The following is a 15617-nucleotide window of genomic DNA, read 5'->3' as shown; positions in this document are numbered from 1 at the left end:
GCACCTCCACCGGACGCCGGTCTTCGTGCCTGTCCGGGAACTCAGTAGACGTAGGGCCAGCCGGCGCCGTCCCAGCCGAGCTTGTTGATGCCGAGGCGGGAGGAGCCGTCGTCGGCGTACCAGTGGTAGAAGAGGATGTCTCCGTCGTTGTCGGCGAGGACGGCCTGGTGGCCGGGGCCGTGGATGCTCCCGTGCCCGGCCAGCACCTGCGTGCCGCCCCCTGACGTCATCGCCGTCCCGTTCCGGTCGACGTACGGGCCGGTGACCGAGGTGGAGCGGCCGACCATGATGCGGTAGGTGCTGGACGCGCCCTTGCAGCACAGGTCGAAGGAGACGAACTGGTAGTAGTAGCCGCCGTGCCGGTAGATGAACGGCGCCTCGGTCGCACCGCCGTTGCGGCCGGAGATGCTGACGATGGTGCTGTTCAGCCGCTTTCCGGTCGCCGGGTCGAGTTGGACCATCTTGATCCCGGACCAGAACGAGCCGAAGTCGAGCCACCAGCGGCCCTGGTCGTCGACGACCAGGTTGGGATCGATGGCGTTCCAGTTATCGGAGGTGTTCGACTCGATGACCAGACCCTGGTTGGTCCACGACCCGGACGCGCCGGTCGTGCTGGTGGCCAGGAAGATGCCCGAGTGGTTGGAGCCGAAGGTCGAGGCCGCGTAGTACATGAAGTACTTGCCGTTGACGTAGGTGATGTCCGGCGCCCACAGCGTGTTGCTGCCGTTGGTGTAGGCGTGCGTCCAGGAGGCCCCGCCGGGGAAGGCCACGCCCGCGTTGCGCCAGGCGGTCCGGTCGGACGAGGTCTTGAGCGTGATGTTGTCGCCCGTGTGCGCGAGGAGGTAGGTGCCGTCCGGCTTCTTGGTCACCTCGGGGTCGTGGACGGTGACGTCACCGGTGACGTAGCCCGGGCCGGGGTAGGAGGTGAGCTTGACGAGCTGCCACTGCTGGTTGGCGCCGTTGAGGTCGGTGTACTGGGAGACGCGGCCGCCGTCGGCGGTCGACCACTCCCAGATTTCGAGGGCCTTGCCGCTGTTGCGGTTGATCAGCTTGACGTAGCCGCTGTCGGTGTCGACGACCCGGAACTGCTGGTTGGTGGCGTTCTTGTCGGTGTACTGGATGACGTCGGCGCCGTCGGCGGTGGAGCGGCCGGAGATGTCGGCGACCTTGCCGCTGAGACTCGACCTGAGGCGGTAGTAGCCGCCGCCGGAGTCGACGAACTGCCACTGCTGGTTGGTGCCGTCGTTGCGGGACCACTGCACCAGGGGCGCGCCGTCGTTCGTCGCCCTGTTGTAGACGTCCAGCGCCTTGCCGCTGTTGCGGTTGACCAGCACGTACGACGCGCTCGTGTCGATGGTCGCCGCCTGGGCGGGGCCGGCGGCCACAAGGGACGGACAGACCGCGAGTAGCGCCAGGATCGCCAGGGCGAGGACGCGGCGCGGCCATGCGGGAGAACGTGCGGAGGTGTCCATGGGGGGTGCCTCTCGTCGGGACGGGACGGTACGGGGACAAATGTGAGCGCTAACAAACGCGGTTCGGGGCGCCCTCGATCACGCTGTCGTTCACCGGGGATTGCCGCTCAGTGTCAGCGCCGGTTCCCGGGTCGTCAAGGATCCCGTCACGCGGCGCCGATGCGCCGGCGCTCGCCCGGCCGCGTACGCGCGTGGTGAAGACGCTTGCGCCGGCTCGGGTCGCCGGGCGGGAATCGCCCGTTCGGCCTGCTCCCGGCGCCCCGGAGCGGTCGTCGCCGTCTGCCGGTGCGACGAGGCGCCGTCGCGCGCGAGGAACCCGGCGATGGTGGTGAAAGTTTCTTCCGGCCGGACGTGGCCCGGTTTCGATCAGCCGAGGATGCCCCGGTTGTAGGCGATGGCGACGGCGGCCGCGCGGTCCTTGGCACCGAGCTTGCCGAAGATATGGGTCAGATGGGTCTTGACCGTGGCCTCGCTGACGAACAGAGCCGCGGCGATCTCACGGTTGGATGAGCCCTCGGCGACCAGGCGCAGCACCTCGCGTTCGCGGCTGCTCAGGCTGTGGTTCGCGGGCGCCCGCACCCGGGCGACCAGCCGCGCGGCGATGCCGGGGGACAGCACGGTCCGGCCCTCGGCGGCGGCCCGCACCGCGCCGAACAGGTCGTCGCGCGGAGCGTCCTTTAGCAGATAACCGGTCGCGCCGTTCTCGATCGCCGGAAGGGTGTCGGAGTCGGTGTCGTACGTGGTGAGCACGAGCACCCCGGCCCGTGCGCCGCGGCGCGACAGCTCCGCGATCGCCTCCACCCCGCCGCCGCCAGGCATGCGCAGGTCCATCAGGACCACGTCGGGGTCGAGGCGGGTGACTAGCTCGACCGCCTCGACCCCGTCGGCCGCCTCGCCCAGTACGGCGAAGCCGGACGACGCCTCGAAGATGCTGCGCAGACCGTGCCGCACGACGGGATGGTCGTCGGCGATGACCAGGGTGATGGGCGGTGGCGACGAGCCGGGGGGCGCGGCGGGTTCACTCATGACGGACCAACGGTACTCGCGCGGACAGGGCGGTGCCGAGGCCCGGCTCCGACTCGAGCTCGATGGTCCCGGCGACCCGCTCGGCGCGGACCCGCATACCGCCGAGGCCGAAGCCTCCGGTGGCGCCGCGCGGCGGAAGGCTGCCCGGATCGAAGCCGCTCCCGTCGTCGCGGATGTCCAGGCTCACCTCGTCGTCCATGTAGGAGAGGGTGACTCCGGTCCGTTGCGCCCCGGCGTGCCGGCCGACGTTGGTGAGGGCCTCCTGGGCGATGCGGAGCAGCGTGGCCTCGATCTCGTGATGCAGCGGTTCGACGGTTCCGGTGACGGTGATCTCGGCCCGGACCCCGGTCTGCGCCGACCAGGCTGCGACGATCTTCTCCAAGGCTGTGGGCAGGGGGTCGTGTTCCAGTTGCCCGGGGCTGAGATTCTGCACCGAACGCCGTGCCTCCCGGAGGCTGTGCCGGGCCAGGACGGCGGCGCGTCCGATGTGGTCGCGGGTGGCCGCGGGATCGGTGCTGTCGGCCGCGGCCTGGAGCTGGGTGACGATGCCGGTCAGCCCTTGGGCGAGGGTGTCGTGGATCTCCGTGGCCAGTCGTCCGCGTTCGTCGGCGACGCCGGCCTCCCTGGCCTGGAGGAGGAGCTGGGCGTGCAGGCCGGCGTTCTCCCGGAGCGCTCGGGCCAGGCGGTCGTTCGCGGCCCGCAGTTCGGCGGCGTGTTCGCTCTCCTTGACCGCGATGTGGTCGAACCCGATGGCGAGGCCGGAGTGCAGGGCCAGCAGCGCGACGAACGCCAGCCAGTACATGCCCTCGGCCGGGGGCAGGCCGCCGATGTTGGAGCCGGCCATGGTGATCGCTGTGGCGAACAGCGCGGGGCGTACCAGGCGGCGGGGCAGCAGCAGGTCGGCGTCGTAATAGCCCAGCACCGCGTATACGGCGAAGATCGGGTTGCACCAGGAGAGCGCGAAGCCGAGCGCCCACCGCAGAAGGTAGTAGAGACGGTGCGCCCGGCCGCGTCCGACCCGCCGCCTGCCGTCGACGCTCCACCAAATCTGGAGTGCCAGCGCGGCCACTGCCAGGACGGCGGCGACGTATCGCTCGCCGGCGTCCATCACCGCCTCCGCGCTGGCGGTGGCGAGCGCCGCGCCGAGCCCAAGCAGGACGTACGGTCCGGTGGTCGCGAACCGGTGCCGCCACGAACGGACGGCCTCCGCCTGGGTCATTCCCAGCGAAACCACCGGATGGACGCGCCCGCCAGCACTGTGATCCACACCAGCATGATCGCAAGGAGCGGCAGGGCAGGCCAGCTTCCGGCGGAGGCCTGGTCGAGAGCCTGGGAGGCGGCGCCGAAAGGCGTGAACTCCACCACACGTCTCAGGGCCTCGGGCATGGACTGGACCGGAACGTACACGCCCGCGGTGAACGCCGCCGGGAAGAAGACGATCGTCCCTGTGGTGGTGGAGGCCTTGGCGCTGCGCGACAGCGCGGCGATGAGCGCCCCGCCCACCAGCGCGCCGAGCGTGCCCAGGACCAGCGTCAGCGCGTAGGCGGGCAGGTTGGCAGGCAGGGGGACGCCATACAGCAGGCGGCCCGCGGCGATGATGACGATCCCCCCGGCCAGCGCGGCGGCGCCGTGCACGATCACCTGGGCGGCCAGGAGCGCGGCCGGCCGCACCGGTGTGGTGGACATGCGGCGCAGGATGCCCTTCTCGCGGTAGGCGGTGAGCGTCGGCGGCAGAGAGGTCAGCCCGGCCAGGATCACGCTGAGCAGCACGGCCACCGGGAGGTACAGATCGATCGGCCGCGCACCGCCGGGGGCCGATCCCGCCTCTCGGAACGACGGGATCAGGCCGAGGATCACCAGGAGCAAGAGGGGAAAGGCGAGGATCCAGAACACGCTGCCGGCTTCGCGGCGGAACAGCCGGCCTTCGGCCTTCAGAACGGCGATGGACGCGGACATGTCACAACTCCTTGGCGGTGAGGTCGAGGTAGGCGTCGTCGAGAGAGGCGCTCTCAACCCGCAGGTTGCGCGCGGTGATGCCGTTGAGCGCGAGCATGGACATCAGTGCCTCGACGGTCTCGTCGGTCCCGGTGACGACCAGCCGGTCGCCGTCCGGGCGCCGTACGGAGCGGATCGCGGGCAGTGCGGCCAGCTCGCCGTCGTCCAGCCTCCGCGAGGGGGTGAAGGAGACGACCGTGGCGCTTCCGGTGCTCTCGACGAGCCCTGCGGGCGTGTCCAGGGCCACCAGCGCGCCCGCGCGGAGGAGGGCCACACGGTCGCACAGGTGCTGCGCCTCCTCCATGAAGTGCGTGACGAGGACGACGGTCACGCCCTCGTCGCGGAAGCCGCCGATGAGGTCCCAGGTGTCGCGCCGCGCCTGCGGGTCCAGCCCGGTGGTCAGCTCGTCCAGCACCACCACCTTCGGGCGGCCGATGAGCGCGAGCGCGATGAACAGGCGCTGCTTCTGACCGCCGGACAACTTCTCGAAGCGCACGCCCTGCCGGTCGGTCAGGCCGAGCCGCTCGACGAGGCCTCGCCAGTCCGCGGGACGTGGGTAGAAGGCGCTGTAGAGCTCGAGTACCTCGCGTACGGTGAGCTTGCCCTGCAGGTCGCTGTGCTGCAGCTGGACGCCGAGGATCGGGGTGACCCGCTCCCGGTCGGCCACCGGGTCCAGGCCGGACAGCCGAACGCGCCCGGCGTCGGGCTTGCGCAGCCCCTCGATGCACTCGACGGTCGTGGTCTTGCCCGCCCCGTTGGGGCCGAGCAAGCCGAAGATCTCGCCTTCTTCGACGGCGAAGGACACGTCGTCCACCACGGTCCGGCCGCCGTAGGACTTCCGCAGCCGGTCGACTTCGATGATCGCCATGCGTTGAGGATCGCCCGGCGCGCCTTCACCGGGCATCGTCCACCGCGCTGGAGTCCGCATCCGCCGATCGGTTGATACCGGCGTACGACCTTCGGGCTTTCCGGGGCCGTGAGAGCGCCGTACGCGAGCGCGGACCGTCACGTCGCCGGCGCCTCTCCGTACATGTGAGTCGGTCAACTGACTGCGAGTGGACAAGCGGCCCTGCGGGCGGCTACGGTTCTTCTCAGTCAGCCAACTAACTAACAAAGGAGTTAATGATGATCGTGGTAACGGGTGCCAGCGGAAACGTCGGCGGCCAGGTGGTCGCCCTGCTCGCCGGCGCGGGGGAGCGGGTGACCGCCTTCTCCCGGCGGACCGCCGAACTCCCCGAGGGCGTACGGCAGGTCCGCGCCGACCTGGACGACCCCGCCGGGCTGAAGGACGCCTTCGACGGTGCGGACGCGCTGTTCCTGCTGGTGGCGGGTCAGGACCCGCAGGCGATCCTCGACGCCGCCCGGGCGGGTGGGGTCCGGCGTGTCGTCCTGCTGTCCTCGCAGGGAGCGGGCACCAGGCCCGAGTTCTACCGCCACCCCGTCGCCTTCGAGGACGCGGTGCGCCGCTCAGGCCTGGAGTGGACGATCCTGCGGCCTGGCGGCTTCCACTCCAACGCCTACGCCTGGGCGGAGTCCGTGCGCGGGAGCCGCACGGCCGCCGCACCGTTCGGTGACATCGGCCTGCCGACCGTCGACCCGGCCGACATCGCCGAGGTCGCCGCGACCGTCCTGCGCGAGGACGGGCACGCCGGCCGCGTCTACGAGCTGACCGGCCCCGCGCCGACCACGCCGCGGTATCGCGCGGCGGCGATCGGCGCCGCGCTCGGCACGCCGGTGCGGTTCGACGAGCAGACCAGGGAGGAGGCCCGGGCGCAGATGCTGCGGTTCATGCCCGAGCAGGTGGTGGAGGGCACGCTCGCCATCCTGGGGGAGCCGACGGACGCCGAGCGGCGGGTCAGCCCGGACGTCGAGCGCGTCCTCGGCCGTGCTCCCCGGTCATTCGCCGACTGGGCCGGCCGCAACGCCACCGCCTTCCGATGACCCTGACCGGGCCCGATCGGAATGGCGATCGATCGAATCATGAAGCTCAACCCTTGAAAGGACCTGTCGTGCCGGTTCAGCACGTTCTCGACTCCACCATCCACTACCGCGACACCGGCACCGGGGCGCCGATGGTCTTCCTGCACGGCAACCCCACCTCGTCCCATCTGTGGAGGCATGTCATCCCCGCGATCGGCGGGGGTCGCCGGCTGGCCCCCGACCTGATCGGCATGGGTGAGTCCGGCAAGCCCGACATCGCGTACACCTTCGCGGACCACGCCCGCTATCTGGACGCCTGGTTCGACGGCCTCGGCCTGGACGACGTCGTCCTTGTCGGCCATGACTGGGGCGGCGCGCTGGCCTTCGACTGGGCCGCCCGGCATCCGGACCGGGTGCGGGGCATCGTCGTCACCGAGACCATCGTCAAGCCGATGACCTGGGAGGAGTTCCCCGAAGGCGGCCGGGAGCTGTTCGCGGCGATCAAGGCCGAGGGCGTCGGGGAGAAGATGATCCTCGACGACGACGCCTTCATCGAACAGGGACTGCCGGGCACCGTCGCGGCTCCCATGGACCCGAGTGACCTGGCCGTCTACCGCAAGCCGTACCCGACGCGGGAGAGCCGCCTGCCGCTGCTGCGGTGGGCGCGCTCGATGCCGCTGGGCGGTGAGCCCGCCGACGTCGTGGCGCGCGTGGAGGCGTACGACGCGTGGCTGGCCGCCAGCCCGCAGGTGCCGAAGCTGCTGCTCGCCTTCGCGCCCGGGCCCGGCACGATGGTGCACCAGGACATGATCGATTGGTGTGCGGCCACCTTCGCCGGCCTGGAGATCCGGCGGTTCGACGAGGTCGCCGGGCACCACACCCCGGAAGACCACCCGGAGCTGATCGCCTCGGCCGTCGCGGGCTGGGCGGAGGCGCACGGGCTCCGGTGACACCGGCGGCGGCGCCGGTCCGGCCCGGTCGGGCCGCTCGGCTCCCGGCAGACGAGCGTGCCGGTCGGCGGCTCCAGCCGGGACACCTGCCGCGGGTCCACCGCCGCGCGAGTCGCAACTGTCGGTGCCCTCCAATACGGTCTTCTCGGCACGGGGAGCCCCGCCCACCTCTCCTGGTGGGCGGGACTGCGCGACATGGATCGGGGGGACCGGATGGCGGACCGCAGGGCGTTGGACCTCGACTCGCTGGCGATCAGCGATCGTTTCAGGCTGTTCAACTTCACCAGGCGCGACGACCATGTGGCCTATCTCTGGGTCCTGCGGGCGATGGACCGGCTGCGGGAGGTGCACCAGGTCCAGGTGGACGCCGGTGAGGTGCAGGCGGCCCTGAACGAGCTGGCCCGGCTCCACGACGAGGTCCCGACGTTCGACGGCAACCTGCGCGACCGGCTGGACGCCCTGTACGAGGACGGGGTGGTGCACCGGTTCGACGACGCGTCCCGGGCCGGTAACCTCGTCCGCTACCGCAACAGGCAGTCGGTCTACCAGTTCAGTGAGCTCGGCTACTGGGCGTACACGTCGGTCGAGGGGCTGCTCGCGGCCCGCATCCAGGACGCCAACCTGTCGCGGCTGGTCTTCTCCGACATCCTGGAGGACCTCAAGGCGCTCGCGGCGGCCAACCGCGCGGGGGAGGGCGAGCAGGTCTACCGCCGGCTGTCGCGGCTGGACTCGGTGATGGAGGACATGGGACGCCGCTCCGCGCACTTCCACGTGACGCTCGGCGAGATCATCCGGTCCACCGACGCCTCTCCAGAGACGTTCCTTCGCCACAAGAACGCCCTGCTGACGCACATGTCGGAGTTCATGGCGGAGCTCGACCGCTACCTGCCCCGCCTGGCCACGGCCGTACGGGACGTCGAGGCGAGCGGTCTGGCCTCCCTGCTCGACCGCGCGGCGGCCGCGGACGAGCGGCCCTTCGTGGACCGCCACGAGCGGCTGGGGGACTGGCGCCGCCGCTGGTCGGCCCTGCGGGCGTGGTTCGCCCCCGAGGGATCGCAGGAGTCCCGCGCCGGGGAGCTGCGCAACGCCACGCGCATCGCGGTCTCGGGGGTGATCGCGCTGCTGCGGCAGATCTCGGAGGCGCAGCGCGGCGGCGTCAACCGGGCCACCCAGCTGCGGCATCTGGCCGAGTGGGTCTGGAACGCGCCGGACGAGGGCGCCGCCCACGCGCTGATGGGCGCGGCGTTCAACCTGCGGAGCGCACGGCACCTCGGCGCCGCCCACGAGGACGCCGAACAGATCTCGCCCCGGGCGACCTGGTGGGACGCGCCGGGGGTGGAGGTGTCGGTCACGCTCTTCCGCAGCGGCAAGGCGCCGACCCCGGGCGTGCCCGCGCCGGTGCGCGGCAACCCCGGCGCGCGGGCGGCGCTGCGCCGCGAGCAGGCCGGGCAACGCGCGGCCGAGCGCGAGGCCGCCGGTCACCTGACGGATCTGGGCGCGTACGGGCGGGTGCTCGACGAGTCGGAGACCCGGGTCCTGCTGAAGCTGATGACGCGGGCGCTGGAGGGACGAACGGTCGTCGCCGGCCGTCTGAAGAGAGGATCCGGCGCCGACGACGCCGTGATGATCCGGCTCGTGCCGAGCGACACGGGAAGCGCCGTGCGCACCGCGCAGGGGCTGCTTCACCTGCCCGGGTTCCGGGTCGAGCTCGCCGGACGGACGCCGGTGACAGGCCCCGGCGCACGCTCGGGGACGGGTTCGGGGACACGGGCCAAGGCGGGTTCGAAAGCAGGTTCGGAAGCAGGTTCGGAAGCAGGGGGCGGCAGGTGACGAGTCCCCGCGCGGGGGCCGCCGCCGGCGTCTCCGTCGCCGACCTCGGCTCCTACCAGCAGGCGGTCCGCCGCGTGCTGACCTGCGATCTGATCACCAAGGAGCGGCCGCGGCCCGGCGTGCTCGACCAGGTGCTGCGCTGGGCCGACGAGATGGCGCGCGACTTCCGTGAGCTGCTCGGCTACACGCTGATCGCCACCACCCACCATGTGCGGCTGGTCCGCCATCTCGACGTCCTCGACGAGACGCAGCGCTCGATCTTCTCCCGCAAGGGCAAGCCGTTCGACCGCCGCCGGCTGGCCTACCTGTGCCTGGTCCTCGGGTCGTTCCAGCGCTCCCGCATCGAGATCAGCCTGGCGGACCTGGTGCGGATCTTCACGCCGCTGGCCAACGCCATCGACGGCCTCGGCTTCGACCCCGCGATCGGATCGCACAAGGCGGCCCTCGTCGACGTGCTGGGCTGGCTGGTGGACCGCGGCGCGCTCCGGCTGTCCGACGGCAGCCTGGAGTGGTGGGCGCGCGACACCGAACGCGGCGACGCGCTGTACGACATCGACCATGACATCTGCGCGGTGCTGTTCAAACCGGCCCGGCCCGTCCAGCACCTCACCAGCGCGGCCGGCCTGGTGCACGAGCCGCCGCACTCGAACCCGGCCCGCAGGGCGCGGCGGCTGCTCGTCGAGTTCCCCGTGGTGTACTACGCGGACGTCGAGCCGCAGGTGGCCGACGCGCTGCGCGCCCCGGGCCTCGCCGAGGACCTCGTCCGGTTCACCGGCCTGGTCCTGGAGCAGCGTGCGGAGGGCGTCATGCTCGCCGATCCGGGCGGCGTCTTCACCGACCGGCCGTTCCCGGGCCGGGGCAACGCGGTGAGCCGGGCGGCGGGGCTGCTGCTGGCGAAGATCGCCGACCTGCTGGAGGACCCTGAGCACGTGCCGGAGCCGCTGCCCGTGCCCGCGCTCGCCGACGACCAGGCCGGCCTTGTGGCGCGGATGGACGCGGGCCTGCCCCGGGACGGTATCGTCGCGCAGCTCGCCTGGTCCCCGTCCGAGGCAGAGCCGCCGTCCCCCGACGACCGGCCCGCGCCCGCGCAGGCGCCGTTCGTGGAGCGCAGCCGCCTGCAGACGATGACGACCGAGCTGTACGACGAGTTCGGGGCGGCCTCGTTCACCACCATCTGGCAGCAGGATCCCCGCGGGCTGCTCGACGCCGTCATCGGCTTCCTCGCGGACCTGACGCTGCTCAGGCCGGTGCCCGGCGGCGTGCTCGTCCTGCCCGCCGCGCTGCGGTACCGCAACATCCGGGCCGCTCTGCCCACCCGGTCATCGGGCGGCCAGATGGCGCTGGTGGCCCTGCCCGAGCCGGCGGCGCAGCAGGCTCCGTCCGGCCAGCAGGGTTCGTCCGGGCAGCAGGGTTCGTCCGGGCAGCACGGTTCGTCCGGCCGGGAGGTTTCGTTCACGCAGGAGGAGGAGCGATGACGCCGCCGAGCGACCGGTTCCAGCCCAGCAGGGCCGGTGTGATCAACGTCTGGGACTACGTGGACGAGGAGTTCGCCTTCGCGGACGGGCGCCTGGTGCTGCGCGGGCACAACGGCTCGGGCAAGACCAAGGCGCTGGAGGTGCTCTTCCCGTTCATCCTCGACGGCGTGGCGGACGCCCGGCGGCTCGACCCGTTCAGCGGCGAGAACCGCACCATGAAGTCCAACCTGCTCTACCGGGGGCAGGAGGCCGAGTACGGCTACGTGTGGATGGAGTTCGCCCGGCGGGAGATCGGGGCGGAGCCCGCCGCGAACGACGAGACCGTCACCCTCGTCATCGGCATCCGCGCGCACCGGCACAGGGACGGGGTGCGGACCTCGTTCTTCGTGACAGGCAAGCGCCTCGGCGTCGACTTCGGGCTGCTTGCGCCCGACTCCCGGCCGCTCACCGAGCGGCAGCTCAAGGCCGTCCTCGGGCCGGACGCCCACAGCGAGACCGCCACCCAGTATCGGGACGCGGTGGACGCCCGGCTGTTCGGGCTCGGCAGGGAGCGCTACACCCAGCTCCTCGACCTGCTGCTGGCGCTGCGCCGCCCGCTGCTGGCCAAGGACCTCGACCCGGACAAGGTCTCGGGCACGCTCACCTCGGGTCTCAGCCCCATCGACGAGGAGCTCGTCGACCAGGCGGCCCGCGACTTCGAGAACCTGGCGGCGGTCCAGAAGCAGTTCGACGACTTCGCGGTCGCCGACGCGGCCGTGCGGGCGTTCCTGACCGACTACGTGGCGTACCTGCGCACCCATGCGAAGGCCCGGCTCGTCCGTATCCAGACCGAGAGGGACGGCGCGGAGGAGCACGCCCGCACGCTCGTGCGCGCCGAGGAGGCGCGTAGGGAAGCGGCCGCCGCACGCGAGGCCGCCTCGGCGGCGGCCACCGCGGCCGAGGCCGAACGCGAAGGGCTGGAGCGCCGCCTCGCCGTGTTGCGTGCGGACGACGCCTACCGCGCCCGGGGCGAGCTGGAGCTGCGCCGCCGTCAGATCGTCAGGACCGGCGAGGAGATCGAGCGGGAGCGCGCACGGCTGGCGGACGGCGCCGAGCACCTGACCGCCCTCGAAGGCGAGGCGGGCGAACTCGCGGAGCGGCTGGAGGGCGCACGGACGGCGATCGTCCGTCACGCCACCGATCTCGCCGACGCGGCGGAGCGGGCCGGAGTCTCCCACGACGGGGACGGCCCGGCCGACACGGGGGACGACCTGCTCACGACGGCGAGGGCACGCGCCACCGCCCGCCGGGACGACGTCGCGAAGGTCCGCGACGAGATCGCCAGGGTGTCGGGCGCGGAGCGGGACCGCCTGCGGGCGGAGACCGACAGGGACAGGGCGGACAAGGACGTCGAGGAACGGGAATCGCGGTGCGAGGCCGCCGACGCCGCGCTGACGACGGCGCGCCGCCTCGCGGGCGAGGCGCTCGACGTCTGGGCCGCCCGCTGGGCCCGCTCGTCGGAGTCCCTGGAAGATGAGTCCCCGGGAGACGAGTCCTCGGGAGACGAGCCTTCAGGAGACCTGCACCCGGAGGACGGCGAGGCGGTGGCCGAGCCCGCCGATGTGGCGGCGCTGGCGGAGGCCCTCGCCCACGCCGGAGACGCCGGGGCGCCGTCCCTGGCCGAGGTCTACAGCGTGCGGACCGAGGAACGGCGGACGGAGGCGGCCAGGTCCGCCGAGCGCCTGTCCGCGCGGGTGCGCGACCTCGCCGCCGACCTCGTCCGCCTGCGCCGCGAGCGGGAGGAGATCGCGGCGGAACGCGACGAGGCGCCGCCGCACGACGACCGCAGGACGGCGGACCGCGACGGACGCCCGGGGGCGCCTCTGTGGCGGCTCGTCCGGTTCGCCGACGGTCTCGACGAGAAGGAGGCGGCCGGCCTCGAAGGCGCACTGTACGGCGCGGGGCTGCTGACCGCCTGGGTGCATCCGGAGGTGCGCCACACACTCGACGCCGTCGCGCTCCTGGAATCCGACGGCTACCTGCTCCCGCTTCCCGAGGAGAGCCGCCCGTCCGGCCGTACGCTCGCCGACGTCCTCGTGCCGGAGAAGCAGGACCTGGTGCCGGCGGCGGTCGTCGCGGACGTGCTGCGGTCGGTCGCGGTCGCCGACACGATCACACCCTGCCGAGAGCGGCAGGGCGGACCGGCGCCGACGGTGACCGGCCTGGCCCAGTTCGGCCTCGGGCTCCTCCTCGGCGCCCTGCCCAAGCCGTCGCCCGAGTACATCGGCGCCACGAACCGGGCCAACCGCCGCGCGGCCAGGCTCGCCGAGTATGACGAGACGATCGGCGAGACGAGCCGGGCGCACGAGGACGCCGAGCGCGACCTGGCACGCGCGAACCGCCGGCTGGAGGACTTCGCCCGCGCCCGGCGGGAGCTTCCGGCCGCCACGGCGGTCGTCGAAGCGGTCACCCGCGTGTCGCAGGAGTCCGCGCTGCTGGCCCAGGCGCGGTCGGTGCTCGCGGACCGCCGCCGCGACCTCGACGCCGCGGTGGCCCAGGTCGACGCGGCGCGCCGGCGGCTGCGGCAGGTCGCGGCGGAACGGAGCATGTCCGTCGCGGAACCGGAGGTCGACGCGATCGCGCGGGCCGTGGACGACTTCCTCACGACGGCGCAGCGGCTGCACGACGGCCGCGAGCGGGCCGCGTCCGAGGAGCGGGACCTCGCGTCGCGGCAGGCCGCCATCGCCCGGCAGCGTGAGCGGCACGACGCGGACTCCCGCGCCCTGGAGGACAAGGAGCGGGAGCATCGGGCCGACGCCGAGGAGCTCAGGACGGGCGAGGAGGCCTTGGACGCGCCGCTGCGCGAGGTGCTCGCCCAGATCGCCGAGGCTGAGCAGCGCCTCGCCGAGACCCGCCGGCGGTGCGAGGAGCATGCCGCGACGGCGGCGCGGGAGAACGAGGCGCTGATCGTCGCCCAGGCCGACCTCAGGCACGGCCAGGCTTCCCTCGGCCAGGCGCTCGGGCACCTCTTCGAGCACGTGGCGGCGTTCGGGCCGTACGCGCATCCGGAGCTGCGCCCGCTGCTCGGCGTCACCGCCACCGCGCCGTGGCCCGCCCACGTCGGCTGGCCCGAACCGGCGGAGGCGGCCGCGTCGGCGGCGGCGGAGCTGTCGGCCCACCCCGGCGCCGGGCAGGCAGGCGGACCGCCGCCCGATGCCGCCGCCCTGGTCGGCCGGATGCTGCCGGGAGACGTGTCCGCGCTGCTGGACGCCTTCGCCGCGGGGACGGCCGACATCCGCGTGCCCGGGGAGAGCACGCTCAAGAGCGCCGCGACCCGGCTGTCGGCCTCGCTGCGGACCTTCCAGGACGCGCTCGACGGCTGCGCCGAGGACTACCGCCTGGAGCACGACCCCACCGGCGTCGTCATGGTCTACGTCAGCGACGAGGGCGGCCGCAATCCGGTCGCCGCGTTCGCCCGGCGGGTCGCCGACCGTGTCCAGGAACAGGGAACGCTGCTGGAGGAGCGGGAGCGGACCGTGCTGGAGGACGAGTTGCTCACCGCGCTCGCCCAGCAGGTGCACGACCGGGTCCGCACCGCACGCGACCTGGTGCGCGGGATGAACGAGGACACCCGGTCACGGCCCATGTCGTCCGGCACCAGGATCGGCATCCGATGGGGCCGCTCCGACCGGCTGAACGACCGGCAGGTCACGGTGTCGCGGCTCCTCGACCGGGACACGCAGGGGCTCGGCGCGGCCGGGCTGGCCGAGCTGCGCGGCCTGCTGCGGGAGATGATCCGCGACTACCGGGCCGCCCATCCGCGCGCCACCTACAAGCAGGCCCTGGCCGACGTGCTCGACTACCGCACCTGGTACGGCTTCGAGCTGGTGCTCGCCGTGCCGGGGGACAAGGAGGTGAAGCTCACCCGGGCCAAGCACGAGGAGATGTCCGGCGGGGAGAAGTCCGCGGCCATCCACCTCCCGCTGTTCGCCGCGGCCAACGCCCTCTACTCGTCCGCCAAGCCCACGTGCCCGCGCGTGATCGCGCTGGACGAGGCGTTCGCCGGCATCGACGACCGGTACAAGCCCGAGCTGCTGGGCCTGACCGTGAAGTTCGGCCTCGATCTGTTCATGACCGGCCACGACCTGTGGGTCCACTTCGACACCGTGCCGATGGCCGCGCACTACGACATGCACCACGACAAGAGCGCGCACGCGGTGTCGGCGATGCTGATGCTCTGGGACGGCGCCCAGACCATCGACGCCGACGCCGGTTTCTCCGGCAACGAGGAGCTGGCCGAGACACTGCTCGGCCTCCGGCCGAGCCGCCGCGCCCCCGCCCTCACCGAGGGCACCCTCCTCGCCGCCGACGGCGACGAGGAACCCGACGACGCGGAGGCCTAACAGCCTGCTCCAGGCGGCGGAAACCGACTTCCAGCTCGTCCGGAGTGAAGTGAGCGAAGACGGAATGGGTGCGCAGGCGCAGCCGTTCGAGCGCCTCACCACGGGTGCCGGAGGACGGCTCTGTGACCGTGTCGAAGCCGGCGACGCGCCAGCCGGCCGAGGTGAATGTTTCGACGACCTCGTGCAGCGGCTGAAACAGGGAGGCGTCCACCTCGAAGCCGCGGGGGAAATACTCCAGCCACCAGATCCTGGGCATGTGGTCGCTGAACCCGGAGCGCAGTAGCAGCCGCCCGCCGGGCCTGAGCACCCTGGCCAGCTCCCGGGCTGCCCGTGGCTTGTCCTGGACGTGGTGCCAGGCCTGCAGCATGACAGCGTAGTCAGCGCCGGCGGACGGCACCGGAATGTCCGACGTGGAGCGCGACAAGCGCCCTGACCGAAAAGAGCCGAGCGGGCCGTTCCCCTGCGCCGGTCTGCGAAGGCGCCGTTCCTGCGACGTGCGGCGCGAAGCCCCGGCGCGCGACCGTCGCCGGCTCGCTGGTGGCGGATCTTCGGGGGTGACATGACGCG

11 protein-coding genes are annotated in these 15617 nt (G+C 72.5%); 5 read left to right on the top strand and 6 right to left on the bottom strand.

Features of this window, described 5'->3' with window-relative positions:
- Positions 1-41: 41 nt before the first annotated feature.
- The 5 genes from ACGFIB_RS20345 to ACGFIB_RS20325 form a co-directional block, all read right to left on the bottom strand.
- Positions 42-1472 (bottom strand): family 43 glycosylhydrolase, encoded by a 1431-nt coding sequence (locus ACGFIB_RS20345; RefSeq protein ID WP_357243621.1) that lies wholly within the window; start codon positions 1470-1472, stop codon positions 42-44.
- Positions 1473-1838: 366 nt separating this feature from the next.
- Positions 1839-2498 (bottom strand): response regulator, encoded by a 660-nt coding sequence (locus ACGFIB_RS20340; protein WP_393373918.1) that lies wholly within the window; start codon positions 2496-2498, stop codon positions 1839-1841.
- Positions 2491-3717, bottom strand: a complete 1227-nt coding sequence (locus ACGFIB_RS20335; RefSeq protein WP_357243615.1) for a sensor histidine kinase — start codon at positions 3715-3717, stop codon at positions 2491-2493. The genes ACGFIB_RS20340 and ACGFIB_RS20335 overlap by 8 nt, the downstream gene beginning before the upstream one ends.
- Complete coding sequence (locus ACGFIB_RS20330) at positions 3714-4454, bottom strand: ABC transporter permease (RefSeq protein ID WP_357259908.1); 741 nt, start codon at positions 4452-4454, stop codon at positions 3714-3716. The genes ACGFIB_RS20335 and ACGFIB_RS20330 overlap by 4 nt, the downstream gene beginning before the upstream one ends.
- 1 nt (position 4455) lies before the next feature.
- The gene (locus ACGFIB_RS20325; RefSeq protein ID WP_393373914.1) at positions 4456-5361 is read right to left on the bottom strand and encodes an ABC transporter ATP-binding protein; all 906 of its coding nucleotides are present in this window, start codon (positions 5359-5361) and stop codon (positions 4456-4458) included.
- A gap of 254 nt (positions 5362-5615) precedes the next feature.
- Between ACGFIB_RS20325 and ACGFIB_RS20320 the strand changes: the two genes are divergently transcribed.
- From ACGFIB_RS20320 to ACGFIB_RS20300, 5 genes are all read left to right on the top strand, one after another.
- A complete protein-coding gene (locus tag ACGFIB_RS20320) occupies positions 5616-6434 on the top strand; it encodes an NAD(P)H-binding protein (protein WP_393373911.1) in 819 nt (272 codons plus the stop codon).
- 68 nt (positions 6435-6502) lie between these two features.
- Positions 6503-7363 (top strand): haloalkane dehalogenase, encoded by an 861-nt coding sequence (locus ACGFIB_RS20315; RefSeq protein WP_357243604.1) that lies wholly within the window; start codon positions 6503-6505, stop codon positions 7361-7363.
- Between the two features lie 195 nt (positions 7364-7558).
- A complete protein-coding gene (locus ACGFIB_RS20310; protein ID WP_393373908.1) occupies positions 7559-9193 on the top strand; it encodes a TIGR02677 family protein in 1635 nt (544 codons plus the stop codon).
- Positions 9190-10668, top strand: a complete 1479-nt coding sequence (locus ACGFIB_RS20305; RefSeq protein WP_393373905.1) for a DUF2398 family protein — start codon at positions 9190-9192, stop codon at positions 10666-10668. Before ACGFIB_RS20310 ends, ACGFIB_RS20305 begins: the two co-directional genes overlap by 4 nt.
- The gene (locus tag ACGFIB_RS20300) at positions 10665-15050 is read left to right on the top strand and encodes an SbcC/MukB-like Walker B domain-containing protein (RefSeq protein WP_393373902.1); all 4386 of its coding nucleotides are present in this window, start codon (positions 10665-10667) and stop codon (positions 15048-15050) included. Before ACGFIB_RS20305 ends, ACGFIB_RS20300 begins: the two co-directional genes overlap by 4 nt.
- Here the strand turns inward: ACGFIB_RS20300 and ACGFIB_RS20295 are convergent.
- On the bottom strand, positions 14989-15474 hold the full coding sequence (locus ACGFIB_RS20295; RefSeq protein ID WP_393373900.1) for a class I SAM-dependent methyltransferase: 486 nt from the start codon (positions 15472-15474) through the stop codon (positions 14989-14991). The two genes, ACGFIB_RS20300 and ACGFIB_RS20295, sit on opposite strands and share 62 nt — an antisense overlap.
- Positions 15475-15617 lie beyond the last annotated feature (143 nt).

It is taken from the genome of Microbispora bryophytorum, from assembly GCF_043197435.1.
GTDB lineage: Bacteria > Actinomycetota > Actinomycetes > Streptosporangiales > Streptosporangiaceae > Microbispora > Microbispora bryophytorum.
This window is presented reverse-complemented; position numbering and strand designations above follow the sequence as displayed.

Excerpts from the sequence above, each read along its gene's own strand:
- ACGFIB_RS20310 (WP_393373908.1), top strand. The coding sequence starts at position 7,559 with ATGGATCGGGGGGACCGGATGGCGGACCGCAGGGCGTTGGACCTCGAC.
- ACGFIB_RS20320 (WP_393373911.1), top strand. The coding sequence starts at position 5,616 with ATGATGATCGTGGTAACGGGTGCCAGCGGAAACGTCGGCGGCCAGGTG.
- ACGFIB_RS20330 (WP_357259908.1), bottom strand. The coding sequence starts at position 4,454 with ATGTCCGCGTCCATCGCCGTTCTGAAGGCCGAAGGCCGGCTGTTCCGC.
- ACGFIB_RS20300 (WP_393373902.1), top strand. The coding sequence starts at position 10,665 with ATGACGCCGCCGAGCGACCGGTTCCAGCCCAGCAGGGCCGGTGTGATC.
- ACGFIB_RS20345 (WP_357243621.1), bottom strand. The coding sequence starts at position 1,472 with ATGGACACCTCCGCACGTTCTCCCGCATGGCCGCGCCGCGTCCTCGCC.
- ACGFIB_RS20340 (WP_393373918.1), bottom strand. The coding sequence starts at position 2,498 with ATGAGTGAACCCGCCGCGCCCCCCGGCTCGTCGCCACCGCCCATCACC.
- ACGFIB_RS20325 (WP_393373914.1), bottom strand. The coding sequence starts at position 5,361 with ATGGCGATCATCGAAGTCGACCGGCTGCGGAAGTCCTACGGCGGCCGG.
- ACGFIB_RS20335 (WP_357243615.1), bottom strand. The coding sequence starts at position 3,717 with ATGACCCAGGCGGAGGCCGTCCGTTCGTGGCGGCACCGGTTCGCGACC.